The sequence below is a fragment of the Agromyces sp. NPDC052230 genome (genome assembly GCF_040679595.1).
Taxonomy (GTDB): Bacteria; Actinomycetota; Actinomycetes; order Actinomycetales; family Microbacteriaceae; genus Agromyces.
In genome coordinates this window covers 262,621-287,674 of the sequence record NZ_JBFAVC010000002.1, presented here as the reverse complement: position 1 = coordinate 287,674, position 25,054 = coordinate 262,621, and the positions used below count along the sequence as shown (strand labels likewise).

The following is a 25,054-nucleotide window of genomic DNA, read 5'->3' as shown; positions in this document are numbered from 1 at the left end:
GCGGCCCGGACGACTGCTTCGATTATCGCACGGTCTCACAGCGACATGTCGAAACGGCGTGCCAGAATACGTGCATGCCGGACTCCCCCAGCCGGTCCCGCCACACGGGACTCGCGGTCTTCCTCGTCATTGCCGGGGCACTCGGCCTCCTCGCCGCCTTCGAACTCTCGCTCGAGAAGGTGCTCGTGCTGGCCGATCCGGGGCACGTGCCGAGCTGCAACGTCGGCATCCTCGTCAGCTGCAGCACCAACCTCGGCTCGTGGCAGGGTGCGCTGTTCGGGTTCCCCAACCCGTTCATCGGCCTCATGACCTGGCCCGTCGTCATCACGATCGGCGTCGCGATGCTCGCGGGGGCACGGTTCGCCCGCTGGTTCTGGCTCGGCCTCAACGTCGGCGTGCTCGGCGCGATCATCTTCGTCGCCTGGCTCATCGCGCAGAGCATCTACGTGCTCGGCGTGCTGTGCCCCTGGTGCATGCTCACCTGGGTCGTGACGATCCCCGTCTTCCTCGCGGTCACGCTGCACAACCTTCGCGAAGGACATATTCCAGTTTCGGCACGTATGCAGTGGCTCGCCGGGGAGTGGTTCAAGTGGATCCCGCTCATGACGGTCGTCTGCTACGTCGTGGTGATCATCCTCGCCCAGCTGCAGCTCAACGCCATTCCGCTGGCGATCATCGAGATCGGCAACCTCTTCCGCTGACGGGGCGCGCGCCGGGCGATAGGCCGGCCGGCGCGGCATCCGCTCAGTCGAACCAGAGCGCGAGTTCGCGCTCGGCCGACTCGACCGAGTCGGATCCGTGCACGAGGTTCTGCTGCACCTTGAGTCCCCAGTCGCGACCGAAGTCGCCGCGGATGGTGCCGGGTGCCGCGGTCGTGGGGTCGGTGGTGCCGGCGAGCACGCGGAAGCCCTCGATCACACGGTTGCCCGCGACGCGCACGGCGACGGTCGGTCCCGACTGCATGAACTCGATGAGCGGCTCGTAGAAGGGCTTGCCCTCGTGTTCGGCGTAGTGGTTCGCGAGGAGCTCCCGGTCGGCCTGGAGCATCCGGATGTCGATGAGGGTGTAGCCCTTGGCCTCGATACGACGGAGGATCTCGCCGGTCAGGTTGCGCGCGACCCCGTCGGGTTTCACGAGTACGAGGGTCTCCTCGATGGCGGTGGTCATTCCTGTTCCTTCCCCGGAGCGGCGGTCGCCGTCCTGTTTCGATCGATGCGGGCGCCCGCGATCATGCCGTACCACCACATGCCGCCGAAGATCGCGCCCACGATGAACATCGCCGGGTTGAGGAACCCGGCGGCGATGATCAGCACCTGCAGCACCCATCCCACGATGAAGCCCCACGAGAATCGCAGCAGGCCGATCGTGACGATGAGGCAGACGATGAGCACGCCGCCCGCGGCGAGGGCGACCCATGGCGGCAGGTCGAACGTGCTGTTCTCGGTGGGCGCGAGGCCCCAGATGACGAGCGCCGCGAGGAACACCACGATGACCTCGAACGCGAGCACCATCGCACCGAGCGTCTGCTTCGCCGATCGCGCCGTGCGCACAGGACCGGGCGCCGGCTGGGGGGTCGTGTCGCTCACGCGCGCCCCCATCCGCGGTCGGCGGCGATCGCCATGGCCTCGCCCACGAGCACGATCGAACCCGTGACGACCACGGCGCGCTTCGCCGCCTCGCCGGCCCAGGCGCGCGCCTCGTCGAGCGCGTCGTCGAGCCGTTCGACGGCGTGCACGCGCTCGGCGCCGACCCGTGCGGCGACGAGCGCGACGAGCTCGTCGACGTCGCGCGCTCGGTCGGAGTCGGGCTTCGTGACGATGAACGACGCGTTCGTGCCGGCGAGCACGTCGACGATGCCGGTCGCGTCCTTGTCGCCGAGCATGCCGAGCACGATGACGAGCTCGTCGAGGTCGAAGTACTCCTCGAGGGCCGCCACCAACGCGGTCACGCCATGCGGATTGTGTGCCGCGTCGACGATGATGAGGGGGTCCGCCGCGATGGTCTGCAAGCGGCCGGGCGAGGTCACGGTGGCGAGGCCGCCCTCGACGACCTCATCGGCGAGCCGCACCGCGCCGCCGCCGATGAAGGCCTCGACGGCCGCGATGGCGACCGCGGCGTTCTCGGCCTGATGGCGTCCGAGGAGCGGCAGCGGCACCTCGCGGTACTCCCCCGCGAGCCCTCGCACCGACACGAGCTGGCCGCCGACCGCGACCCGTGACTCGAGCACGTCGAATGCGTCGCCCTCGACGGCGAGGCTCGACTCGGTGAGCTCGGCGGCCTCCTCGAGCACCGCCAGCGCCGCGTCGGGCTGCCGCGCCGTGATCACCGCGGCCATGGGCTTGATGATGCCCGACTTGGTGCGGGCGATCTCGGTGATGGTGTTGCCGAGGCGGGCCTGGTGGTCGAGATCGATCGGCGTGAAGACGGCGACCTGCCCGTCGGCGACGTTGGTGGAGTCCCATTCGCCGCCCATGCCGACCTCGAGGACGACGACGTCGACGGGCGCGTCGGCGAAGCACGCGAACGCGAGCACGGTGAGCACCTCGAAGAACGTGAGCGGCTCCTCGCCTGCACGCTCGAGTTCGGCGTCGACGATGGCGATGAACGGGAGGATCTCCTCCCAGTTGCGTGCCACGGCCTCATCCGAGATGGGTGCTCCGTCGATGCGGATGCGCTCCGTGAACCGTTCGAGATGCGGACTCGTGAGCAGCCCGGTGCGAAGGCCCGAGGCGCGCAGCATCGCCTCGATCATTCGGGCGGTGGACGTCTTGCCGTTCGTGCCGGTGATGTGGATCACGGGGGCCGCACGGTGCGGGTCGCCGAGCAGCTCGACCGTGCGGCGGGTGGGTGCCAACCGGGGCCGAGGAGATCCCTCGCCGACGCGCGTGATCAGTGCCTCGTACACGGCGTCGGCGGCGTCGCGCGCTTCCGCGTCGTCGTAGTCGTGGGGTGCGTCGGATGCGTCGTCGGTCACAGCTTCTCCAGGTCCACGAGCAGCGACGAGCCGTCGCCGACCGGGCGGGCCGCGGCCGCACCCGAGACGTCGACGTCCGTCTCGATGTCGAGTGATTCCGCGAGCGTCTCGCGGGAGATGAGGGTGTGGTGGGCGGATGCCGCGGCCGCGCCCTCGGCGTCGAGCGTGAGCGCCAGTCGGATCCGGTCCCCGACCTCGAGCCCCGCAGCCTTGCGCGCGTCCTGCACGGCGCGCACCACGTCGCGCGCGAGCCCCTCGGCCTCGAGCTCGGCCGTCGTGGCGGTGTCGAGGATCACGAACCCGCCGTCGCGGAGCAGGGCCAGCGCACTCGAACCGTCGCCGGAGCCGCCGGACTCGAGCACGAGCTCGTATTCCCCCGGCACGAGCGCGATCCCGCCCGCGACGACCGTCTCGCCGTCGAGGGTCCAGTCGCCGGCGCGCGCGGCCTGGATGGCCTGCTGCACGCCCTTCCCGAGGCGGGGGCCTGCGGCGCGGGCGTTGACGCTGAGCCGCTTGGTGACGCCGTAGGACGCGGCGCTCGACTCGTCGAGCTCGACGAGGTCGATGGACTTCACGTTGAGTTCGTCGCGGAGGATCCCCTCGAACGGACGCAGCGTCGCGGCATCCGTCGTCACGACCGTGAGGCTCGCGAGCGGCAGCCGCACCCGCCGACCCGCCTGCTTGCGGAGCGCGAGGGTGGCGCCGCTGATCTCGCGCACCGCGTCCATGGCGGCGACGAGGGCGTCGTCGGCCGGGAACTCCGCCGCATCGGGCCAGTCGGCCAGGTGCACGCTGCGACCGCCGGTGAGCCCTTGCCAGACCTTCTCGGTGACGAGCGGTAGCAGCGGGGCGGCGAGGCGGGTGAGCGTCTCGAGCACGGTGAACAGGGTGTCGAACGCCTCGGTGCCCGAGCCGTCGTCGCCGACGCCGGTCCAGAACCGGTCGCGCGAACGGCGCACGTACCAGTTCGTGAGCACGTCGCCGAAGTCGCGCAGCTTCTGCGCCGCCAGCGGCGAGTCGAAGTCGTCGAGGTCGGCCGTGACGGCGGCCACGAGGTCGCGCAGCTTCGCGAGCAGGTACCGGTCGAGCACGTCGCTCGAGGAGGTCGAGCGGGATGCCTCGTAGCCGCCCTCGCGCGCCGTGTTGGCGTAGAGGGAGAAGAAGTACCACGTGCTCCAGAGCGGCAGCATGAGCTGGCGCACGCCCTCGCGGATGCCCTCCTCGGTGACGACGAGGTTGCCGCCGCGCAGCACCGAGCTCGACATCAGGAACCACCGCATCGCATCGGAGCCGTCGCGGTCGAACACCTCGGAGACATCGGGATAGTTGCGGAGCGACTTCGACATCTTCTGCCCGTCGCTGCCGAGTACGATGCCGTGACTCACGACGTTCTCGAACGCCGGTCGGTCGAACAGCGCCGTCGAGAGCACGTGCAGCGTGTAGAACCAGCCGCGCGTCTGCCCGATGTACTCGACGATGAAGTCGGCGGGGTTGTGCGAGTCGAACCACTCCTGGTTCTCGAACGGGTAGTGCACCTGCGCGAACGGCATCGAGCCCGAGTCGAACCACACGTCGAGCACGTCGGGGATGCGCCGCATGGTGCTGCGACCCGTGGGGTCGTCGGGGTTCGGGCGGGTGAGCTCGTCGATGTACGGGCGGTGCAGATCGGGCTGGCCCGCCGTGTTCTGCGGAAGGCGTCCGAAGTCGCGCTCGAGCTCGGCGAGCGACCCGTACACGTCGATGCGCGGGTACGCCGGGTCGTCGCTCTTCCACACGGGGATCGGCGAACCCCAGTACCGATTGCGGCTGATCGACCAGTCGCGTGCGCCGGCGACCCACTTGCCGAACTGGCCGTCCTTCACGTTGTCGGGCACCCAGTTGATCTCCTGGTTGAGCTCGCCCATGCGGTCGCGGAACTCGGGCACGCGGATGAACCAGCTCGACACCGCCCGGTAGATGAGCGGGTTCCGGCAACGCCAGCAGTGGGGGTACGAGTGCACGTAGCTCGCCTCGCGCAGCAGCCGGCCCTCGGCCTTCAGCACGTTGATGAGCGGACGATTCGCGTCGCTCCAGAGCAGGCCCGCGACATCCGTCACCTCGGGCAGGAAACGCCCGCCCTCGTCAAGCGAGATGATGACCGGGATGCCGGCCGCCTCGCCGATCCTCTGGTCCTCCTCGCCGTACGCGGGGGCTTGGTGCACGATGCCCGTGCCGTCGTCGGTGGTGACGTAGTCGGCGACGACGACGCGCCACGCGTTCTCGAGTCCGTACCGCTCGACGTCGGCGTAGTAATCGAAGAGCCGGTCGTAGGCGACGTCCTCGAGCTCGGCGCCGCGCAGCGTGCGCGAGATCGCGGCACGCGCGTCGTCGGCCGAGTCGTAGCCGAGCTCCTTCGCGTAGCCGTCCACGAGGTCGCGGGCGAGCAGGTACTCGCCGCCGAGCACCTCGGTGTCGGATGCCGCGCCGCCGAGCTTCTCGCGCAGCACCGTCGCGTCGGGGGTGCCGTTCGGGCCGGCCGGCACGACCGCGTACTCGATGTCGGGGCCCACCGCGAGCGCGAAGTTCGTCGGCAGGGTCCACGGCGTCGTCGTCCACGCGAGCGCGCGTACAGCGGTGAGCCCGAGCGACTCGGCCTTCGCGCCGACGAGCGGGAACGTGACGGTGACGGTCTGGTCCTGGACGTTCTTGTAGACGTCGTCGTCCATGCGCAGCTCGTGGTTCGAGAGCGGCGTCTGGTCGCGCCAGCAGTACGGCAGCACGCGGTAGCCCTCGTAGGCGAGGCCCTTGTCATGCAGGGTCTTGAACGCCCAGATCACGGATTCCATGAAGGTGACGTCGAGCGTCTTGTAGTCGTTGGCGAAGTCGACCCAGCGCGCCTGCCGGGTGACGTACTCCTCCCACTCCTTCGTGTACCGCAGCACGGCGTCGCGCGCGGCCTGGTTGAAGGCCGCGATGCCCATCTCCTCGATCTGGCTCTTGTCGGTGATGCCGAGCTGGCGCTCCGCCTCGAGCTCGGCGGGCAGGCCGTGGGTGTCCCACCCGAAGCGGCGGTGCACCTGCCTGCCGCGCATGGTCTGGTAACGCGGGAAGAGGTCCTTGGCGTACCCCGTCAGCAGGTGCCCGTAGTGCGGCAGGCCGTTGGCGAACGGCGGGCCGTCGTAGAACACCCACTCGGGCGCGCCTTCGCGCTGATCGACGGAGGCCTGGAAGGTGCCGTCCTGCTTCCAGAACGCGAGCACGTCGCGCTCGATGGCCGGGAAGTCGGGAGAGGGGGCGACGCCGTGGTCGTCGGGGGTGCGCGGGTACACGCTCGCTCCTTGCGGGACGGATGCCTCTGCGAGGACGCCGGCCGCTCGTCGAGCTCCGCCGCGGTACCACCTCGCTTGCCCCGAAGACCTCCGGGACCGCTCTTGCTCGGGCTGTGACGGGCCTGCCCCGTTCGGTTCTACTGACGCACGGATGCCTCGTGACATCCGTTGCGCGTTCTTCCGAAGACTCCCCGGTGATGGCCGGATCGGCGTCGTTGCCCTCCAGACTACCGTGTCGGCCGCGTGCGCAGCATCCCGGGTGCCGGCGGCGTCGCGCGGAAGGCCTCGCCGACGAGGGCGAGCAGCGCGCTCTCGGGGAGGTCGTGCAGCTTCGCCTCGTCGACGAGGTCGTGGATGGCGCCCGCGAGGGCGCTCCGACCGCCGATCCGGGTGGCGACGACCGCGCCGCGGCCACGATGCAGCTCGATGAGTCCCTCGTCGCGGAGCAGCTGGTAGCCGCGCAGCACGGTGTGCACGTTGACGCCCAGGCTCTCGGCGAGCCGTCGCGCCGCGGGGAGCCGCTCGCCGCCGATCACCCGACCATCGACGATCGCGGCGCGGACGGCCGAGGCGAGCTGCTCGAAGAGCGGCGTCGGAAGCGTCGGATCGATGCTGATGCGCATGGCTTGATTCTATTGTTCTAGTTGAACATGAACAACTCGCTTGTCGCCTCTTTCGAGCGGTGGCAGGATGAAGCGGGCTCCGACGACGAACCCGATTCCCAACCACTCCCACAAGGACTTCGATGCCTGCTGCGCCCGTGACCATCCGCTCGCCCTGGCGGCGAACCGGCCTCATCGCTACCGCGATCGTGACGGCGGTTACGCTCGCCGGCTGTCAGGCGCCCCAGCCCGAGGCATCCGGCGACCCGATCGAGGGCGGCACCCTCGTCTACGCGAGCGGCGACGCCGAGCCGACCTGCCTCGACCCGCACGTCGGCGGCAACTACCCGCAGGCGCTCCTCGCCGGACAGTTCCTCGAGTCGCTCGTCTCGCGCGACGAGTCGGGCGAGATCATCCCATGGCTCGCCGAGTCGTGGGAGCCCTCGGACGACGGCCTCACGTGGGACTTCACCCTGCGCGAGGGCGTGACGTTCAGCGACGGCACCCCCTTCGACGCGGAGGCCGTCGCGGTCAACGTCGAGCACCTGCAGGACCCCGCCACGCAGTCCTCCACCGGCTACCTCGCGATGGGCAAGGTCGACCGGGTGGAGGCCGTGGACGACCTCACGGCCCGGTTCGTGCTGACCACCCCCGACAGCGCGTTGCTCGAGTCGCTCAGCCAGCCGTGGACCGCCATGCAGTCGCCTGCGGGCATCGCCCGCGGCATGGAGGAGAACTGCGAGGCGCCGGTCGGCACCGGCCCGTTCATCGTCGACGGATGGGTCAAGCAGGACCACGTCGCCCTCGTGCGGAACGACGACTACAGCTCACCGCCCGCTGACGCCGGCCACGACGGCCCCGCCTACCTCGAGGCGATCGAGTGGCGGTTCGTGCCCGATTCCGCGTCGCGGTACGCGGCGCTCCAGGGCGGGCAGGTCGACGTCATCGACAACCCGCAGCCCGACACCATCGCCGCCGCTGAGGGCGACGACGCCTTCACGTGGATCGACGCACCCCGTCCCGGCGCCGCGAACCGCATCGAACTGAATTCGGGCCAGGCGCCCTTCGACGACGAGCGGGTCCGCGAGGCCTTCATCCGCGCGGTCGAGGTGAACGACGGCATCGAGGCGCTCTTCTTCGGCACCGCGGAACGGTCGTACTCGGCCCTCTCCTCGGCGGAGCAGCTCGCGTACTCCGACGAGGCGCTCTTCGAACCCGACCTCGACGCGGCGAACACGCTTCTCGACGAGGCGGGATGGACCGAGCGCGACGCCGACGGCGTGCGCATGAAGGACGGTGTGCGCCTCGCCCTGCGCTTCCCGGTCAGCACCAACCAGTCGATCCCCGCTGAGCAGTCGCTGTTCGAACAGGTGCAGGCGACCGCGAAGCAGGCCGGCTTCGACGTCGTGATCGAACTGCTCGACCTGTCGAGCTGGTACGGCGCCCTGTTCGCGCACGAGTACGAGATCGTGAGCGCCCCGTACACGAAGGTCGGACCCGACGTGCTGCGCATCCTGTACCACTCCGACAGCATCACGCCGGCCCCGAGCGGGTACTTCGCCAACCTCGCGCAGCTCGACGACCCCGAGGTCGACTCCCTGCTCACCGATGCCGCATCGACGAGCGACGAGGAGGCGCGCGCCGACCTCTATCGGCAGGCACAGGAGCGAATCCTCGGCGGGTACTACCTGCTCCCGCTCTACGACCAGCAGAACAGCTTCCTGCTGGATGCCGACGTCGAGGGCGCACGCGCGATGCCGACCGTCTCGACCCCGACCTTCTATGACGCCTGGCTCGCCGGCTGACGTCCGGCGGCGACGCGGCGGCATCCTCCGCCGCGTCGCCGTGCTGGCCGCAGGAGCGGTCTTCGTCATGTGGGCCGTCGCGACGCTGACGTTCTTCGCGATCCGGCTCATCCCCGGTGATCCGGCCCAGGCGATCCTCGGCGGCCCGGGCTCCCAGGCGTCCCAGGAGGCCCTCGACCAGGTGCGCCGCGACTATGGACTCGACCAGCCGCTGATCGTGCAGTACCTCGCCATGCTCGCGCGCCTCGTCACGGGCGATCTCGGTACCTCCTACGCGCTCAGGACGCCGGTCGCCGAACTGCTCGGCGCCCAGCTCGGCGGCACGATGCTGCTGGCCGTGCTCGCACTCCTCGTCGCATGGATCCTCGCCCTCGGCCTCTCGCTCTGGTCGACGGGTCGGGGTCGCACGGCCGGCGCGGTCGGCGAGGGCATCGAGCTCACCGCGGCCGCACTGCCCCACTTCTGGTTGGCCGCGGTGCTCATCGCGATCTTCAGCACAGGCCTCGGCTGGTTCCCGCCCGTCGCGACGGGCACGCCCGCGGGCCTCGTGCTGCCCGTCGTCACCCTGGCGATCCCGCTCGCGGGATTCCTCGCCCAGGTCATGCGCGAGAGCCTCCTCGACGCGATGCAGCAGCCGTTCGTGGTGTCGGCGCGCGCCCGCGGCGAGAGCACGACCGGAATCCGCCTCCGGCACACGATCCGGCACGCCTCGCTCCCGGCGATCAGCCTCTCGGGGTGGGCACTCGGATGGCTCCTCTCGGGCGCCGTCGTGGTCGAGACGATCTTCGCGATGCCCGGACTGGGCCGCACGCTGCTGCAGGCCGTCACCCTGCGCGACGTGCCCGTGGTGACCGGTGTCGTGCTCCTCGTGGCGCTGGTCTACGTCGTCATGACCGTCGTCACGGATGTCGCCTCGCGCCTCGCCGACCCGAGGCTGCGGCAGGAGGGCGCGCGATGAGCGAACTCGAACTGCGGCAGACGACGGTCGAGGCATCCGCCGACCACCTGGTCCCGCGCCGGCGACGGATGCCGCGTCCTGGCACCCTGCTCGCCGCCGCCTTCGTCGGCTTCCTGGCCGTCGCCACCATCGCGCCGTTCCTCGTCTGGACCCAGGATCCGAACCGGATCGCGGCCGCTGAGGCCTTCGAGTCGCCGTCGCTCGCCCACTGGTTCGGGACGGACGAATCAGGTCGCGACGTCTACAGCCGAGTCATCGCGGGCACCGCGACGTCGCTCCTCATCGGCGTCTCTGCGACCCTCATCGGTCTCGCCCTCGGGCTCGTGCTCGGCGTGCTGGCGAGCTTCGGCGGGCGGGCGCTCGACTTCGGGGTCAACCGCGTGATCGAGGTGCTCTTCGCATTTCCCGGGCTGTTGCTCGCGCTGCTCGTCATCGTCGTCGCGGGGCCCGGACCGGTGACCGCGACGATCGCGGTCGGGCTGTCGACGGCGCCCGGCTATGCGCGCATCATCCGCGGGCAGCTCGTCGGGATCCGCTCGTCGCACTATGTCGAGGCCGCCCGGGTGCTCGGCCACTCCCCCGGTCGCATCCTCGCCCGGCACCTGCTGCCCAATGCGCTCGTGCCGCTCTTCGTGCTGGCGACGTTGGGGGTCGGACAGGCCATCGTGTGGGCGGCGGCGCTCAGCTACCTCGGCCTGGGTGCGCAGCCGCCTGCCGCGGAGTGGGGGGCGATGCTGGCCGCAGGTCGCACGTACCTCCCGACAGCGCCGTGGCTGACGGTGTTCCCGGGTCTCATGATCGTGGGCACCACGGTCGCCACGACCATGCTCGGCCGAGCGCTGACGCGTCGCGGGCGGGAGGGGCATTGAGCGAACGGATGCCGCTCCTCGACGTCGCGGGCCTCCGCGTCGCCTTCGGCAGCGATGACGTGGTACGCGGGATCTCCCTCCGCATCCTTCCCGGTGAATGCGTCGCGATCGTCGGCGAGTCGGGCTCGGGCAAGAGCGTGACCGCGCGCGCCCTGCTCGGCATGGCCGGTGCCGGCGCCCGGACGCGCTCCGACCGGCTCGAGGTGCTCGGCCGGGAGCTCGGCGACGCGAGCGAGCGCACGTGGCGTGACGTGCGGGGCCGCCAGATCGGCCTGATCCTGCAGGACGCGCTCGTTTCGCTCGACCCGCTCCGGCCCATCGGCCGTGAGATCGACGACCCGCTGCGCATCCATCAGCGGATGCCCCCCGCCGCACGTCGCGCGCACGTACTCGAGCTGCTCGCCCGCGTCGGCATGCCCGATCCCGAGTTCGCCGCCGGTCGGCGTTCCGGCGAGCTCTCGGGTGGACTCCGCCAACGGGCGCTCATCGCGTCGGCGCTCGCCCTCGACCCACCGCTCCTCATCGCCGATGAACCCACCACCGCGCTCGACGTGAGCGTGCAGGCGCGAATCCTGTCGTTGCTCGACGAGATCCGCGCGGCCGGCACGGGCATCCTGCTGATCAGCCACGATCTCGCCGTCGTCGGCCGACTCGCCGACCGGATCCTCGTGATCCGCCGCGGTGAGCTGATCGAGGAGGGCACCACCGAGGAGGTCCTGCGGTCACCGCGCGAACCGTACACGCGGGCCCTCATCGCGGCGGTGCCCACGGACCGTCCACGTGGCACCGTGCTGTCCGTCGCCCCGCCCGCGCCACCCGCCCTCGCAGAGCCGCGGCGGCCCGATGCCTCGACCGGATCCGACTCCGTCGCGCCCGGGCGACCGCCGCTCCTCCGGTTCGACCGCGTCTCGAAGGGCTTCCGCGTACCCGGCGGGCAACTTCTCGCCGTCGATGACGTCTCGCTCGCCCTCCACGCCGGCGAGACCCTCGGCCTCGTCGGCGAGTCCGGGTCCGGCAAGACGACGGTGGCGCGTCTGGCACTCGGGCTCGCCGTCCCCGACTCCGGTGCCGTGCTGCTCGACGGTGAGCCGTGGTCGGACCGCCCCGAACGCGAGCGCCGCCCGATGCGACACCGCATCGGCGCGATCTACCAGGACGCCCTCAGCTCATTCGACCCGCGCTGGAGCGTCGGACGCATCCTCGCCGATGCGTCATCGGCCGGCGGTTCCCGCTCGGGCGGTCGTGCCCCGCGCGTCGAGGAGATGCTCGACCAGGTCGGGCTCGTGGCATCTGTGGCCCAACGACGCCCGTTGTCCCTGTCGGGCGGCCAGCGCCAGCGCGTCGCGATCGCGCGCGCACTCGCCGCCGACCCCGAACTGCTCATCTGCGACGAACCCGTCTCTGCGCTCGACGTGACGATCCAGGCGCAGATCCTCGACCTGCTCGATCACCTGCAACGCCGACGCGGCCTCACGATGCTGTTCATCTCGCACGACCTCGGCGTCGTCCGCCACATGAGTGACCGCGTCGCGGTGATGCGTTCCGGGCGCATCGTCGAATCCGGCGCGACCGAGGCGGTCTTCGCCGATCCGGGACATCCGTACACCGCCCAACTCGTGGCCGACTCGCCGCGCCTGACGCGGTAGCGCTCGTCGCGGATGTGGTCGTCAACGGCGACGCGCGGCCGTCCCCTCCCGCCCTTGGAACGGGCATTGCCCATCGGGCACCTGCGGCGGCCGGCCTCGTCGACGGGCACGCAGACCGGTCCGGTACTCTGGAACATCGCATATTCAGGCACCTCATCATGGACTCGGTGCCGCACATACCGAACCGGAGCATCATGACCGACACTGCCCGCATCCCCGACAAGCCCGCGCTCGAAGGTCTCGAAGCCAAGTGGGGCGGTGTCTGGGAGTCCGACGGCACCTACCGGTTCGACCGCGCCGGGGCCACTCGTGAATCGATCTACTCGATCGACACCCCGCCGCCGACGGCGTCGGGCTCGTTGCACATCGGACACGTGTTCTCGTACACGCACACCGACGTGATGGCCCGCTACCAGCGCATGCGCGGCCGGTGCGTGTTCTACCCCATGGGCTGGGACGACAACGGACTGCCCACCGAGCGGCGAGTGCAGAACTACTACGGCGTGCGCTGCGACCCGTCGCTGCCGTACGAGCCCGACTTCACGCCGCCGTTCGAGGGCACCGAGGGCAAGACCATCAAGCCGGCCGATCAGGTGCCGATCAGCCGCCGCAACTTCATCGAGCTCTGCGAGCGGCTCACGGCCGAGGACGAGCAGCACTTCGAGGCGCTGTGGCGGTCGCTCGGCCTCTCGGTCGACTGGACGCAGACGTACCGCACCATCGCCGACGAGGCGCTGTTCACGTCGCAGCTCGCGTTCATCCGGAACGTGGAGCGCGGCGAGGCCTACCAGGCGCTGGCGCCGACACTGTGGGACGTGACGTTCCGAACCGCCGTGGCGCAGGCCGAGCTCGAGGACCGCGAGCAGGCGGGCCACTATCACCGCGTGAACTTCCATCGACCCGACGGCGGCACCATCGAGATCGAGACGAGCCGTCCCGAGCTCATCCCGGCGTGCGTCGCGCTCGTGGCGCACCCCGACGACGAGCGGTATCAGCCGCTGTTCGGCACGACCGTGACGACGCCCGTCTTCGGCGTCGAGGTGCCGGTCGTGGCGCACCATCTCGCCCAGAAGGACAAGGGCACCGGCATCGCCATGATCTGCACGTTCGGCGACGTCACCGACGTCGTCTGGTGGCGCGAACTCGACCTGCCGAACCGGGCGATCATCGGGTTCGACGGTCGCATCATCGCCGAGGCGCCCGAGGCGATCACGTCCGACTCGGGGCGCGCCGCCTTCGCCGAGCTCGCCGGCAAGACCGCATACTCGGCGAAGCAGGCCGTGGTCGATCAGCTCCGCGCCTCGGGCGATCTCCTCGGCGACCCCAAGCCCATCACGCACCCGGTGAAGTTCTACGAGAAGGGCGACCGACCGCTCGAGATCGTCTCGACGCGCCAGTGGTACATCGTGAACGGCGCCCGCGACGAGTCGCTCCGCGAGCGCCTCGTGGAACGCGGCCGGGAGATCGACTGGCATCCCGAATTCATGCGTGTTCGCTACGAGAACTGGGTCGGCGGCCTCTCGGGCGACTGGCTCATCTCGCGCCAGCGCTTCTTCGGGGTGCCGATCCCCGTCTGGTACCCGCTCGACGCCGACGGCAACCCGGTGCACGATGAGCCCATCATCGCCACGCGCGAGATGCTGCCGGTCGACCCGTCGTCGACCACGGCGCCGGGCTACGAGGAGGCGCAACGCGGCGTACCGGGCGGCTTCATCGGCGAGCACGACATCATGGACACCTGGGCCACGTCTTCGCTCACCCCGCAGCTGGCCGCCGGCTGGGAGCGTGACCCCGAGCTCTTCGACCTCGTGTTCCCGTACTCGCTGCGGCCGCAGGGGCAGGACATCATCCGGACGTGGCTGTTCTCGACGGCGCTCCGGGCCGAGCTCGAGCACGGCACCGTCCCGTGGACGAATGCGGCGATCTCGGGCTTCATCGTCGACCCCGACCGCAAGAAGATGTCGAAGTCGAAGGGCAACGTCGTGACTCCCGCGGGCCTGCTCGAGCAGCACGGCTCCGACGCGGTTCGGTACTGGGCGGCATCCTCGCGGCTCGGCACGGACGCGGCCTTCGACCCGCAGAACCCCACGCAGGTGAAGATCGGCCGGCGCCTCGCGATCAAGGTGCTGAACGCCGCGAAGTTCATCCTCGGCTTCGAAGGCCGAGCGGATGCCCCGGTCAGCGTGCCCGTCGACCGAAGCATGCTCGCCGGGCTCGCCGACGTCGTGGCGAGCGCCACCCGCGCGTACGAGTCATACGACCACGCACGCGCGCTCGAGGTCACCGAGACGTTCTTCTGGACGTTCTGCGACGACTACCTCGAGCTCGTCAAGGAGCGCGCGTACGGCGCCCCGAGCCCCGAGCAGGCCTCGGCCGTCGCCGCGCTGAAGACCGCGCTCGGCGTGCTGCTCCGGCTCTTCGGGCCCGTCATCCCGTTCGCCACCGAGGAGGCGTGGCGCTGGTCCCACGACGGTTCGGTGCACGTGGCACCGTGGCCCGACGTCGAGGAGCTCGCTGCGCGTGGTGAGGCCGGCGTCGAGCTGCTCGAACTCACGAGCCTCGCACTCACCGGCATCCGTCGCGCGAAGACCGACGCGAAGGCCTCGCAGAAGACGCCCGTGGCGAGTGCCGTGATCGCCGCCCCCGCGGCGGCGGTCGCCCTGCTCGGGTCGGCGGAGTCCGACCTGCGGGCCGTGGGGCGCATCGCCGAACTCGGGTTCGCCGAGGCCGAGGAGTTCGGCGTCCGCGACATCATGCTCGAGGCACCGTAAGGGAGACACGATGGCACACGAGATCCGCATGGCGGGCGATGACGACTTCTTCGGATGGCTGCCGCTGTTCGCCGCGTACTGCGACTTCTACGAGACCGAGCTCGACGACGCGAAAGCGCTCATCGTGTGGACGTGGATCCGTGACGAGAGCGACCCGTTGCAGGCGGTGCTCGCGGTCGACGACGAGGGCACGCCCGTGGGACTTGCGCAGTACCGGGTGGTGCCCGACACCCTGCGCGCCACGCGCGGCATCTTCCTCGACGACCTGTACGTGAACGAGGACGCACGCGGCAACGGCGTCGGGCGCTCGCTCATCGAGTTCGTGCACGCACGATCGATCGAGGTCGGCGCCGGCGGGGTGAGTTGGATCACCGCGGCCGACAACGTCGACGCGCAGCGCCTGTACGACGACCTGGCCCGGCGTACGAGCTGGGTCATGTACGAGATGGAGGCATGATGCGACTCGGCACTCGATGGGAGTTCGGCGCGGAACCGCCGGCCTCCGTTCCCGCCGACCTTCGTCCGCGCATCGCCGCCGCCGAGGCGGCGCACCCCGGCCCCGCCGAGGGCCGCCACTGGACGCTCACATGGCTCGAGGGCCGCCCCATCGTCGAACTCGACGACGGCACGCGCGTCAGCGACGCGATCGTCGACGCGCACGACGCCGACGAGGACTGGTGATCACGCCCGGGCGATGACCTCGGCGTGCGGCATGAGGAGCCAGCCGTCCTCATCTGCGGCCCAGTCGCGCCACGCCGCGGCGATGCGTTCGAGTTCGTCGCGGTTGGAGTGCCCGGCCTCGATCGCGTGGGCCGCGAACTGCGACCGGGTCGCCCGCTCGGCCCACGAGCCGCCCCACCACTCGCGCTCGAGGTCGCTCGAGAAGACGTACGTCGACCCGCTCGTCTCGAGGCGGCCGAATCCCGCTTCGCGCACCCAGCGTTTCAGATGACGGCCCGCATCGGGTTCGCCGCCGTTGCCCGCATGCACGTCGTGATAGAGGCCGAGCCAGCGCGTGAGACCGGCGGAAGCCGGGCTCCAGATGACTCCCCCGTAGTCGACCTCGCGCACCGCCAGCATCCCGCCGGGCTTCAGCACCCGCCGGAACTCGCGCAGCGCGTCGATCGGCCTGGCGAGGTGCTGCAGCACCTGATGCGCGTGCACGAGGTCGAACGCCTCGTTCGCGAACGGCAGGGCGTAGGCGTCGCCGACGAGGAACTCGACGTTGTCCACGCGCTGACTCGCGGCGAGGCCCGACGCGTGCTCGACCACGTCCGCGACGGCGTCGATGCCCGTCACGAGTCCCGGTCGAACGCGCCGAGCGAGGTCGATCGTGATGGTGCCGGGGCCGCTCCCCACGTCGAGGACCCGCATGCCCTCACGCAGGTGCGGCGCGAGGTAGGCCGCCGAGTTCTCGACCGTGCGCCATGAGTGGGACCGCAGCACGCTCTCGTGGTGGCCGTGCGTGTACGCCTCGGTGGGCGCGATCTCGATGGATTCGTCCTCGGGCTGCATGCATCCGAGCTTATGGCCGGGCCAGCCCCGACGCTGCCACGGGAAGGGTGGGAGGACCTATCGTGGTCTGGGTGACCGAACCGTCGAACCCGTTCTTCGAGCCCAGCCCGCTCCCCGACCGGCTGCCGTTGTTCGCGCTGATTCGACCAGAGCACTTCCGCAGCGCGATCGAGGCGGGCATGGCCGAGCAGCGTGCCGAGGTCGAGACCATCGCCTCGAGCCCGGCCGAGCCCACCTTCGACAACACCCTGGTGGCGCTCGAGCGCTCGGGTGCGCTGCTGCGGCGAGTGTTGCCGGTGTTCGAGAATGCCAGCTCGTCCGACACGAACCCCGACATCGATGCGCTCGAGACCGAGTTCGCGCCCCGGCTCGCCGCCCACCGGGATGCGATCCGGCTGGATTCCCGCCTCTTCGCTCGCATCGACGCGCTGCAGTCCGCCCGAGATGCGCTGGACCTCGACCCCGACCAGGCGTATCTCCTCGAACGCGTGCATCGTGAGGCCGTCCTGGCCGGCGCCGCACTCGACGCCGAGGACCGATCGCGGCTGGCCGCACTCAACGAGCGCCTCTCCTCGCTCACGACCGCGTTCCGGCAGCACCTCCTGGCCGACACGAACGACCTGGCGCTGCACCTCACCGAGGAGGCCGAGCTGACCGGTCTCGACGCCGGCGCCCGCTCCTCCGCGCGTGAGGCGGCCGCTGCTCGCGGTCTGCCGGGGTGGTTGATCACGCTGGTCCTGCCGACCGGGCAGCCCGCCATCGCCGCGCTCGAGCGACCCGACGTGCGGGATCGCCTCTTCGCGGCATCCCGGGCTCGCGGATGCCGCGGCGGCGCGCACGACACCCGGTCCACGCTGCTCGAGATCGTGCGTCTCAGAGCCGAGCGCGCCCTCCTCCTCGGCTTCGCCGACCACGCCTCGGCGGTCACGGCCGGCGAGACCGCCGGCTCACCCGTCGCCGTCGCCGCACTCCTCGACGCGCTGGTCGCGCCGACGATGCGCAACGTCGGGCGAGAGGCGGCCGAGCTCGCCGAGCGAGCGGAGCGGATCGACGCTCGTGCGCCCGAGGCATCCGACTGGGCCTACCTCGCCGAGCAGGTGCGTGCCGAGCGCCACCAGCTCGACCTCCGCGACATCCGCCCGTACCTCGAGCTCGACCGCGTGCTCCTCGACGGCGTGTTCCGCGCGGCGACCCTGCTCTACGGCCTCCGGTTCGAGGAGCGACACGACCTCGTTGCGCATCACCCCGATGCCCGCGTGTTCGAGGTGTTCGAGGAGGACGGCGCGCCCGTGGGGCTCTATGTCTTCGACGCGTACACGCGGGATTCGAAGCGCGGCGGTGCGTGGATGAGCTCGCTCGTCGAGCAATCCGACCTCGAGGGCACGCTCCCGGTCGTGGTGAACCACCTCAACGTGCCGAAGCCCGGCGCGGGCGAGCCGACGCTGCTCACCTTCGACGAGACCGAGACCCTGTTCCATGAGTTCGGCCACGCGCTGCATGGCCTCCTCGCCCGGGTGCGCTATCCGTCGCAGGCCGGCACGAACGTGTTCCGGGACTTCGTCGAGTTCCCGAGCCAGGTGAACGAGCTGTGGATGCTCCGCCCCGAGATCCTCGACGGCTACGCCGTGCACCACGAGACGGGCGAGCGGATGCCGCGGCAGCTCGTCGACCGGCTCATCGCCGCGCGCGGCTTCAACGCCGGCTTCGGCACCGCCGAGTACCTCGCCGCGGCCGTGCTCGACCAGGCGTGGCACCGTCTCACCGTGGAGGACGCGTCGGTCATCGACGACGTCGCCGCCTTCGAGCGCAGCACGCTCGAGGCCGCCGGACTCGACCACCCGCTCGTGCCGCCGCGCTACTCGAGCACCTACTTCGCGCACGTGTTCGCCGGCGGCTACGACGCGGGCTACTACTCGTACACGTGGAGCGAGGTGCCCGGCGCCGACGCGATGGAGTGGTTCGAGGAGCACGGCGGGGCGACACGCGAGAACGGCGAACGGTTCCGACGGATGCTGCTCGAGCCGGGCGGCAGCATCGACCCGCTCGAGGCGTACCGCGCCTTCCGCGGGCGCGACGCGAGCGTCGAGCCGTTGCTCAGGAGGAACGGGCTCCTGGCACGATGAGACGGCGGATGCCCCGCGCGTGGGCACGGGGCATCCGGAGTCGTTCGGCGCGAGCTGCGACGCTCAGATCGTGAGGCTCAGATCGCGAAGGCTCAGATCGCGAAGCCGAGGGCGCGCATCATGTCGCGGCCGTCGTCGGTGATGCGCTCGGGACCCCACGGCGGCATCCACACCCAATTGATGCGGAAGGCGTCGACGACGCCGTCGAGCGCCTCGGCGGTCTGCTCCTCGATCACGTCGGTGAGGGGGCATCCGGCGCTCGTGAGCGTCATGTGGATGATGAGCGCGTCGTTCTCGTCGTCCCAGCCGAGGTCGTAGATCAGCCCGAGGTCGACGATATTGACCCCGAGCTCGGGGTCCATGACATCTTTCAGCGCTTCTTCGACCTGGTCGTAGCGCTCGGGAGCGAGTGAGGTGACCATGTTGTCAGTCTACTTCGCGGTCTCGAGGTAGCGGTCGTAGCCCTCTTCCTCGAGGCGGTCGGCGAGTTCGGGGCCGCCCTGCTCGGCGATCCGGCCGGCGACGAACACGTGCACGAAGTCGGGGTGGATGTACCGGAGGATGCGCGTGTAGTGCGTGATCAGCAGGATGCCGAGGCCGGTGTTCTCCATGGCGCGGTTCACGCCCTCCGAGACGATCTTCAGCGCGTCGACGTCGAGGCCCGAATCGGTCTCGTCGAGCACCGCGAACCGGGGCTTCAGCAGCTCGAGCTGCAGGATCTCGTTGCGCTTCTTCTCGCCGCCCGAGAAGCCCTCGTTGACGTTGCGCTCGGCGAAGTTCGAGTCCATGCGGAGGTTCGTCATCGACTGGCGCACGTCCTTGACCCACGTGCGAACCGAGGGTGCGGTGCCGTCGATCGCGGTCTTGGCGGTGCGGAGGAAGTTCGTGACCGTCACGCCGGGAATCTCGACGGGGTACTGCATGGCGAGGAAGAGCCCTGCGCGGGCCCGCTCGTCGACGGTCATGTCGAGGACGTTCTCGCCGTCGAGGAGGATCTGGCCCTCGGTGACCTTGTACTTGGGGTGACCGGCGATCGTGTAGGCGAGCGTCGACTTGCCGGAGCCGTTCGGGCCCATGACGGCGTGGATCTCGCCCTCGTTGATGGTGAGGTCGACGCCGCGCAGGATCTCACGGATGCCCTGGTCGGTCTCGACGTTGACGTGGAGGTTCTTGATCTCGAGTACGGACATGGTGGTGGGTGATCTCTTTCGGTTGCCGGCCGCGCAGGCCTGAGCGGATGATTCAGACGGTCAGCTTGACCGTGGGGTCGATGTGGACGTCGCCGTCCTTGAGCTCGACCTGGTAGACCGGGACGGGCTCGTACGCGGGAAGCGTCAGCGGCTTGCCCGTCTTGAGGGAGAACTTGGAGCCGTGGGCCCAGCACTCGAGCGTGTCATCCTCGACGAACCCCTCGGAGAGGGAGATGTCGCCGTGGGTGCAGGTGTCGCCGATGGCGAAGATCTCGCCCGCGGCATCCTTCACGACGGCGATCGGCACGCCGTCGAGCACGAAGCGGGCCGCTTCGTTCACGCCGAGGTCCTCGATCGCACAGACACGTACGGATGCCACGTCAGCTCCCCTGCAGCTCGGCCTCGAGCGCGGCGTTCAGCCGCTCCTCGAGCTCGGGCGAGCCGATCTTCTGGACGATTTCGGTGAGGAACCCGCGGACGACGAGGCGGCGCGCCTCCGATTCGGCAATGCCGCGCGCCATGAGGTAGAAGAGCTGCTCGTCGTCGAAACGGCCGGTCGCGCTCGCGTGACCGGCGCCCTCGATGTCGCCCGTCTCGATCTCGAGGTTCGGGACCGAGTCGGCACGCGTGCCGTCGGTGAGCACGAGGTTGCGGTTCTGCTCGTAGCTGTCGGTGCCGGCCGCCGTGTTGCCGATCAGCACATCGCCGACCCAGACGGTGCGCGCGCCCACGCCCTGCAGGGCGCCCTTGTAGGTCACCCGCGAGCGAGTGTGCGGAGCGTCGTGGTGCACGAAGACCTGTTGCTCGAGGTGCTGGCCGGCGTCGGCGAAGTAGAGGCCGAGCGCCTCGACGTCGGAGCCCTGCTCGGCGAGGTGCGTGGACGGGTTGACCCGCACGACCTTGCCGCCGAGCGAGACGACGATGTGTTTGAGGAAGGAGTCGCGGCCGAGGCGCGCGAAGTGGCTCGCCAGGTGCACCGCGTCGTCGCTCCACTCCTGGAGGGAGACGATCGTGAGGGATGCCCCCTCGCCGACGATGATCTCGACATTCTCGCTGAGGCGCGCCTCGCCGGTGCCGCCGAGCACGACCATGCCGCGGCTGTTCGGGGCGGCCTCGATCACCGTGTGCGCGGCGCGCGGCGTGCTGCCGAGGTCGTGCCGGGTGATCATGACCGTCTTCTCGTCCTCGCCGGAGACGGAGACGAGCAGCGCCTCGGCGAAGGAGCTCCAGGCGTTCGCGGCGGCGCGTTCCTCGGGGACGCCGGCCCGGCCGATGCGGGCGTCGTCGCGGCTGATCCACGAGACGTCGACGCCCGTGACATCCGTCGACTCGATCTCGACGCGGGAGCCGTCGAGCTCACCCGAGGTGAGGTCGGCGAACACCGCGACGGGCGAGTACTTCCACTCGTGCTCGCGGCCGTTCACCGGCTCGAAGTCGTCGACGTTCACTGAGCGGAACCGCTCGGAGCGCGTCTGTACGGGCACGAAGGCGCCGTCGGAGTGGGGACGGAAGCCGTGCTGTTCGGTTGTGGGCATAGCGGTGCTCTGCGTTGCGACGGTCATGCTCAGCCGACACTACCTTTCGACGTCAGGAGGAAGGTCATCCGACACTGCCTTCCATGCCCATCTCGATGAGCTTGTTGAGTTCCATCGCGTACTCCATCGGCAGCTCGCGCGCGATGGGTTCGATGAATCCGCGCACGATCATGGCCATGGCTTCGTCTTCGGCGATTCCCCGGGACATGAGGTAGAACAGCTGCTCCTCGCTCACCTTCGAGACGGTCGCCTCGTGGCCGAGGTGCACGTCGTCGACCCGGATGTCGATCGCGGGGTAGGTGTCGGAGCGGGAGATGGTGTCGACGAGCAGCGCATCGCAACGCACGGTGTTCGCCGAGTGGTGCGCGTTCGCGTCGACCCGAACCTCGCCGCGGTAGCCGGCGCGACCGCCGCCGCGGGCGATCGACTTCGAGACGATCGACGACTGCGTGTACGGCGCCATATGGATCATCTTGGCGCCGGCGTCCTGGTGCTGGCCCGGGCCCGCGAAGGCGACCGAGAGGGTCTCGCCCTTGGCGTGCTCGCCCATGAGGAAGATCGACGGGTACTTCATCGTGACCTTCGAGCCGATGTTGCCGTCGACCCACTCCATGGTGGCGCCCTCGCCGGCGGTGGCCCGCTTGGTGACGAGGTTGTAGACGTTGTTCGACCAGTTCTGGATCGTCGTGTAGCGAACGCGGGCGTTCTTCTTCACGATGATCTCGACCACGGCCGAGTGCAGCGAGTCGCTCTTGTAGATCGGGGCGGTGCAGCCCTCGATGTAGTGCACGTAGCTGCCCTCGTCGGCGATGATCAGCGTGCGCTCGAACTGGCCCATGTTCTCGGTGTTGATGCGGAAGTAGGCCTGCAGCGGGATCTCGACGTGCACGCCTGGCGGCACGTAGACGAAGGAGCCGCCCGACCAGACGGCCGTGTTCAATGCGGCGAACTTGTTGTCGCCCGCGGGGATGACGGTGCCGAAGTACTCCTCGAAGAACTCGGGGTGCTCCTTCAGCGCCGTGTCGGTGTCCATGAAGATGACACCCTTGCTCTCGAGCTCCTCGTTGATCTGGTGGTAGACCACCTCGGACTCGTACTGCGCGGCCACGCCTGACACGAGCCGCTGGCGCTCGGCCTCGGGGATGCCGAGGCGCTCGTAGGTGTTCTTGATGTCGTCGGGCAGGTCTTCCCAGGTCTGGGCCTGCTTCTCAGTCGAGCGGACGAAGTACTTGATGTTGTCGAAGTCGATCTCGGAGAGGTCTGCGCCCCACGTCGGCATGGGCTTGCGCTCGAAGAGCTGCAGCGCGCGCTGGCGGCGTTGGAGCATCCACTCGGGTTCATCCTTGAGCTTCGAGATGTCGGCGACCACCTCGGGCGAGATGCCGCGCCTGGCGGATGCGCCGGCGACATCGGAGTCGGCCCAGCCGAACTCGTACGTGCCGAGCCCTTCCAGTTCTGGGCGGTCGATCAGTACGTCCGTCATGCTCTCCTCTTTCCTCCCGCGCTACCGGCTATCAGTCCGGCTCATTCCCCTCGCGAGTCGAGGTGCTCGGTGAGTGGGTGATGATGTGCGGGTGGCTCCAGTGCGAACCTAAGATGGCGTGGTACCCGCATCGCGCACGACGCGCGCCTCGCGGGATCGCCAACCCTTCAAGTCTATAGGGTCGCACCGACGCCCGGGCCGTACTCCCAGTGCCGTCACAGTCCGACCCGGGATCAGGACCGATGAGCGTGAATCGATTCACCGAGTGGCTTCCCGACCGTATCGACCGCCGCGTGCGGGTCGTCGCGTGGCTCTCCCTCATCGCGCAGACCACCATCATCGCGACCGGCGGGGCCGTGCGCCTCACCGGTTCGGGGCTCGGATGTCCCACCTGGCCGACCTGCACGGCCGACTCGCTCGTGCCCACCGACGAACTCACCTACCACTCGCTGATCGAGTTCGGGAACCGGCTCATGACGGGCGTCGTCGGAATCGTGGCGCTGCTGCTCTTCATCCTCGTGTGGCGCATGCGCGCGCAGCGTCGTGACCTGTTCACGCTGTCGCTGATCGTGGGACTCGGCGTGGTCGCACAGGCGATCGTCGGCGGGATCACGGTCTGGACGGGGCTGAACCCCTTCATCGTCGGCTTCCACTACGTCTCGTCGCTCCTGCTCGTGTGCGTCGCCGCCGCCTTCATCGTGCGCATGAACGCCGCCGCCGGCCCTCGCGAGCGGGCGGTGCCCGGATGGTACGCGGGTCTCACGCACGCCACCACGGGTGTGCTCGCACTCACCATCGTGTTCGGCATCCTCACCACGGGCTCCGGGCCGCACTCGGGCGATGCGAACGCCGGCCGCACCGGGTTCGACTCCGAGCTGCTCGAGCACGTGCACGCGTGGCCCGGGTACGCGCTGTTCGTGCTGACCCTCGTGCTGCTCGTCGCCGCGTGGCGGCAGCAGCTTCCGACGCTCCGCTGGGTCGTCGCACTCCTCGCGGTGGTGATCGTGCAGATCGCCGTCGGCCTGTACCAGGCCCGCAACGGCCTGCCCCCGCTCGCGGTCGGCATCCACATGGTGCTCGCGGCGCTCATGGCCGCGACCATGACCGTGGTCGTGCTGCGGTTGAAGCGCCCGGTCGCCGCCGCCGCATCCACCGAGAAGGCGGCTGCCGCGGCATCCGCCCACTGAGCTCGCGGCTGGATCAGCTCGTCAGCGCGTCAGCTCGTGCAGGAAATTGGGCCCTATCCCTGTCTCACAGGGACTCCCACCGCACTTCTCCTGCACAACCTTAACGCTGAGCCGCAGGGGCTAGAACGGCAGCAGCGGGTCGACGCCGATCGCGAGGAACAGCAGCGAGAGGTACACGATCGAGCCGTGGAACACGCGCATCGGCGAGATCTGCTCGTGCCGGATGGCGAGGTTGTAGAGGCGGTGCGTCTCGTAGATGAACCACCCGCCGGTGACGAACGCCACCGCCGAGTACACGAGGCCCATTCCGGCGACCGGGATCAGCAGGAGCGAGCACGCCACGGTCGCCCACGCGTAGAGGATGACCTGCAGTCCGACCTGGGCGCGGCCGCGCACGACGGCGAGCATGGGAACGCCGGCCGCCGCATAGTCCTCGCGGTACTTCATCGACAGCGGCCAGTAGTGCGGCGGCGTCCAGAGGAAGATGATGAGGAACAGGATGAACGGCGCCCAGGTGAGACTCTCGGTCACGGCCGCCCAGCCGATGAGCACCGGCATGCAGCCCGCGATGCCGCCCCAGACGATGTTCTGCGCGGTGCGGCGCTTGAGGATGAGGCTGTAGAACACGACGTACAGGAGGATCGCGGCGAGCGAGAGCAGCGCGGCGAGCCAGTTGGTGAAGACCCAGAGCCAGACGATGGATGCCGCACCGAGGCCGTAGGCGAACACGATGGCCTCGCGGTCGGTGAGCTCGCCGGTGACGAGCGGACGCCCCTGCGTGCGCTTCATGACGCGGTCGATGTCGCGGTCGATGTAGCAGTTGAACGCGCCGGCCGAGCCCGCGCTCATGGCGCCGCCGATGAGCGTGGCCACGAGCAACCACAGGTCGGGTAGGCCGTTCTGGGCGAGGATCATCGTCGGCGCCGTGACGACGAGCAGCAGTTCGATGACGCGGGGTTTCGTGAGTGCGACGTAGGCGGCGAGCTTGCGCCGAACCGTCATGGGTGGGCGCGACTCACGGGTGTGTACGGCTGCCTGCATCGTTCCTCTTCCGGGCGCGGGCACGTTTCGACCAGACTCGCGCGACC

22 protein-coding genes are annotated in these 25,054 nt (G+C 69.7%); 10 read left to right on the top strand and 12 right to left on the bottom strand.

The window, feature by feature from the left end; translation table 11 throughout:
- The first annotated feature begins 74 nt into the window (after positions 1–74).
- Positions 75–701 (top strand): vitamin K epoxide reductase family protein, encoded by a 627-nt coding sequence (locus AB0K73_RS06545; RefSeq protein WP_360511822.1) that lies wholly within the window; start codon positions 75–77, stop codon positions 699–701.
- A gap of 43 nt (positions 702–744) precedes the next feature.
- Here AB0K73_RS06545 and ndk read toward each other — a convergent pair whose 3' ends face one another.
- From ndk to AB0K73_RS06520, 5 genes are all read right to left on the bottom strand, one after another.
- On the bottom strand, positions 745–1,167 hold the full coding sequence (gene ndk / locus AB0K73_RS06540; protein ID WP_360511820.1) for a nucleoside-diphosphate kinase: 423 nt from the start codon (positions 1,165–1,167) through the stop codon (positions 745–747).
- On the bottom strand, positions 1,164–1,586 hold the full coding sequence (locus tag AB0K73_RS06535) for a DUF4233 domain-containing protein (RefSeq protein ID WP_360511818.1): 423 nt from the start codon (positions 1,584–1,586) through the stop codon (positions 1,164–1,166). Before AB0K73_RS06535 ends, ndk begins: the two co-directional genes overlap by 4 nt.
- On the bottom strand, positions 1,583–2,974 hold the full coding sequence (locus tag AB0K73_RS06530; RefSeq protein WP_360511817.1) for a folylpolyglutamate synthase/dihydrofolate synthase family protein: 1,392 nt from the start codon (positions 2,972–2,974) through the stop codon (positions 1,583–1,585). The genes AB0K73_RS06535 and AB0K73_RS06530 overlap by 4 nt, the downstream gene beginning before the upstream one ends.
- On the bottom strand, positions 2,971–6,282 hold the full coding sequence (gene ileS / locus AB0K73_RS06525) for an isoleucine--tRNA ligase (protein ID WP_360511814.1): 3,312 nt from the start codon (positions 6,280–6,282) through the stop codon (positions 2,971–2,973). The genes AB0K73_RS06530 and ileS overlap by 4 nt, the downstream gene beginning before the upstream one ends.
- A gap of 227 nt (positions 6,283–6,509) precedes the next feature.
- Complete coding sequence (locus AB0K73_RS06520) at positions 6,510–6,905, bottom strand: GntR family transcriptional regulator (protein WP_360511812.1); 396 nt, start codon at positions 6,903–6,905, stop codon at positions 6,510–6,512.
- A gap of 122 nt (positions 6,906–7,027) precedes the next feature.
- Here AB0K73_RS06520 and AB0K73_RS06515 point away from each other — a divergent pair, with 122 nt between their 5' ends.
- From AB0K73_RS06515 to AB0K73_RS06485, 7 genes are all read left to right on the top strand, one after another.
- On the top strand, positions 7,028–8,689 hold the full coding sequence (locus AB0K73_RS06515; RefSeq protein WP_360511810.1) for an ABC transporter substrate-binding protein: 1,662 nt from the start codon (positions 7,028–7,030) through the stop codon (positions 8,687–8,689).
- A 40-nt stretch (positions 8,690–8,729) separates the two neighbouring features.
- Positions 8,730–9,647 carry an ABC transporter permease gene (locus AB0K73_RS06510; RefSeq protein ID WP_360511808.1) on the top strand — a complete coding sequence of 306 codons (918 nt, stop codon included), beginning with the start codon at positions 8,730–8,732 and terminating at the stop codon, positions 9,645–9,647.
- Positions 9,644–10,516 carry an ABC transporter permease gene (locus AB0K73_RS06505; protein ID WP_360511806.1) on the top strand — a complete coding sequence of 291 codons (873 nt, stop codon included), beginning with the start codon at positions 9,644–9,646 and terminating at the stop codon, positions 10,514–10,516. Before AB0K73_RS06510 ends, AB0K73_RS06505 begins: the two co-directional genes overlap by 4 nt.
- Before the next feature lie 8 nt (positions 10,517–10,524).
- On the top strand, positions 10,525–12,162 hold the full coding sequence (locus AB0K73_RS06500) for an ABC transporter ATP-binding protein (RefSeq protein WP_360511804.1): 1,638 nt from the start codon (positions 10,525–10,527) through the stop codon (positions 12,160–12,162).
- A 194-nt stretch (positions 12,163–12,356) separates the two neighbouring features.
- Positions 12,357–14,933: a valine--tRNA ligase gene (gene valS / locus AB0K73_RS06495; RefSeq protein ID WP_360511802.1), complete on the top strand. Its 2,577-nt coding sequence runs from the start codon at positions 12,357–12,359 to the stop codon at positions 14,931–14,933.
- Between the two features lie 10 nt (positions 14,934–14,943).
- Positions 14,944–15,390 (top strand): GNAT family N-acetyltransferase, encoded by a 447-nt coding sequence (locus tag AB0K73_RS06490; RefSeq protein ID WP_360511800.1) that lies wholly within the window; start codon positions 14,944–14,946, stop codon positions 15,388–15,390.
- The gene (locus AB0K73_RS06485; protein WP_360511798.1) at positions 15,387–15,614 is read left to right on the top strand and encodes a hypothetical protein; all 228 of its coding nucleotides are present in this window, start codon (positions 15,387–15,389) and stop codon (positions 15,612–15,614) included. The genes AB0K73_RS06490 and AB0K73_RS06485 overlap by 4 nt, the downstream gene beginning before the upstream one ends.
- Here AB0K73_RS06485 and AB0K73_RS06480 read toward each other — a convergent pair whose 3' ends face one another.
- On the bottom strand, positions 15,615–16,448 hold the full coding sequence (locus tag AB0K73_RS06480) for a methyltransferase domain-containing protein (protein WP_360511796.1): 834 nt from the start codon (positions 16,446–16,448) through the stop codon (positions 15,615–15,617).
- Between the two features lie 71 nt (positions 16,449–16,519).
- Here AB0K73_RS06480 and AB0K73_RS06475 point away from each other — a divergent pair, with 71 nt between their 5' ends.
- Positions 16,520–18,571, top strand: coding sequence for a M3 family metallopeptidase (locus AB0K73_RS06475; RefSeq protein ID WP_360511794.1), 2,052 nt, complete (start codon positions 16,520–16,522; stop codon positions 18,569–18,571).
- A gap of 92 nt (positions 18,572–18,663) precedes the next feature.
- Here AB0K73_RS06475 and AB0K73_RS06470 read toward each other — a convergent pair whose 3' ends face one another.
- The 5 genes from AB0K73_RS06470 to sufB form a co-directional block, all read right to left on the bottom strand.
- The gene (locus tag AB0K73_RS06470; protein ID WP_360511792.1) at positions 18,664–18,993 is read right to left on the bottom strand and encodes a metal-sulfur cluster assembly factor; all 330 of its coding nucleotides are present in this window, start codon (positions 18,991–18,993) and stop codon (positions 18,664–18,666) included.
- A 9-nt stretch (positions 18,994–19,002) separates the two neighbouring features.
- Entirely contained in the window at positions 19,003–19,761 is a 759-nt protein-coding gene (gene sufC, locus AB0K73_RS06465) for a Fe-S cluster assembly ATPase SufC (RefSeq protein WP_360511790.1), read from the bottom strand.
- A gap of 52 nt (positions 19,762–19,813) precedes the next feature.
- The gene (locus tag AB0K73_RS06460) at positions 19,814–20,140 is read right to left on the bottom strand and encodes a non-heme iron oxygenase ferredoxin subunit (protein ID WP_360511788.1); all 327 of its coding nucleotides are present in this window, start codon (positions 20,138–20,140) and stop codon (positions 19,814–19,816) included.
- Position 20,141: 1 nt separating this feature from the next.
- Positions 20,142–21,296 carry a Fe-S cluster assembly protein SufD gene (gene sufD, locus AB0K73_RS06455; RefSeq protein WP_360511786.1) on the bottom strand — a complete coding sequence of 385 codons (1,155 nt, stop codon included), beginning with the start codon at positions 21,294–21,296 and terminating at the stop codon, positions 20,142–20,144.
- Positions 21,297–21,360: 64 nt separating this feature from the next.
- Complete coding sequence (sufB, locus tag AB0K73_RS06450; RefSeq protein ID WP_360511784.1) at positions 21,361–22,779, bottom strand: Fe-S cluster assembly protein SufB; 1,419 nt, start codon at positions 22,777–22,779, stop codon at positions 21,361–21,363.
- Between the two features lie 242 nt (positions 22,780–23,021).
- On the opposite strand from sufB, the gene AB0K73_RS06445 reads away from it, so the two are divergent.
- The gene (locus AB0K73_RS06445) at positions 23,022–23,966 is read left to right on the top strand and encodes a COX15/CtaA family protein (RefSeq protein ID WP_360511782.1); all 945 of its coding nucleotides are present in this window, start codon (positions 23,022–23,024) and stop codon (positions 23,964–23,966) included.
- A gap of 120 nt (positions 23,967–24,086) precedes the next feature.
- Here the strand turns inward: AB0K73_RS06445 and AB0K73_RS06440 are convergent, their stop codons facing one another.
- Positions 24,087–25,007: a heme o synthase gene (locus AB0K73_RS06440; RefSeq protein WP_360511780.1), complete on the bottom strand. Its 921-nt coding sequence runs from the start codon at positions 25,005–25,007 to the stop codon at positions 24,087–24,089.
- Positions 25,008–25,054 lie beyond the last annotated feature (47 nt).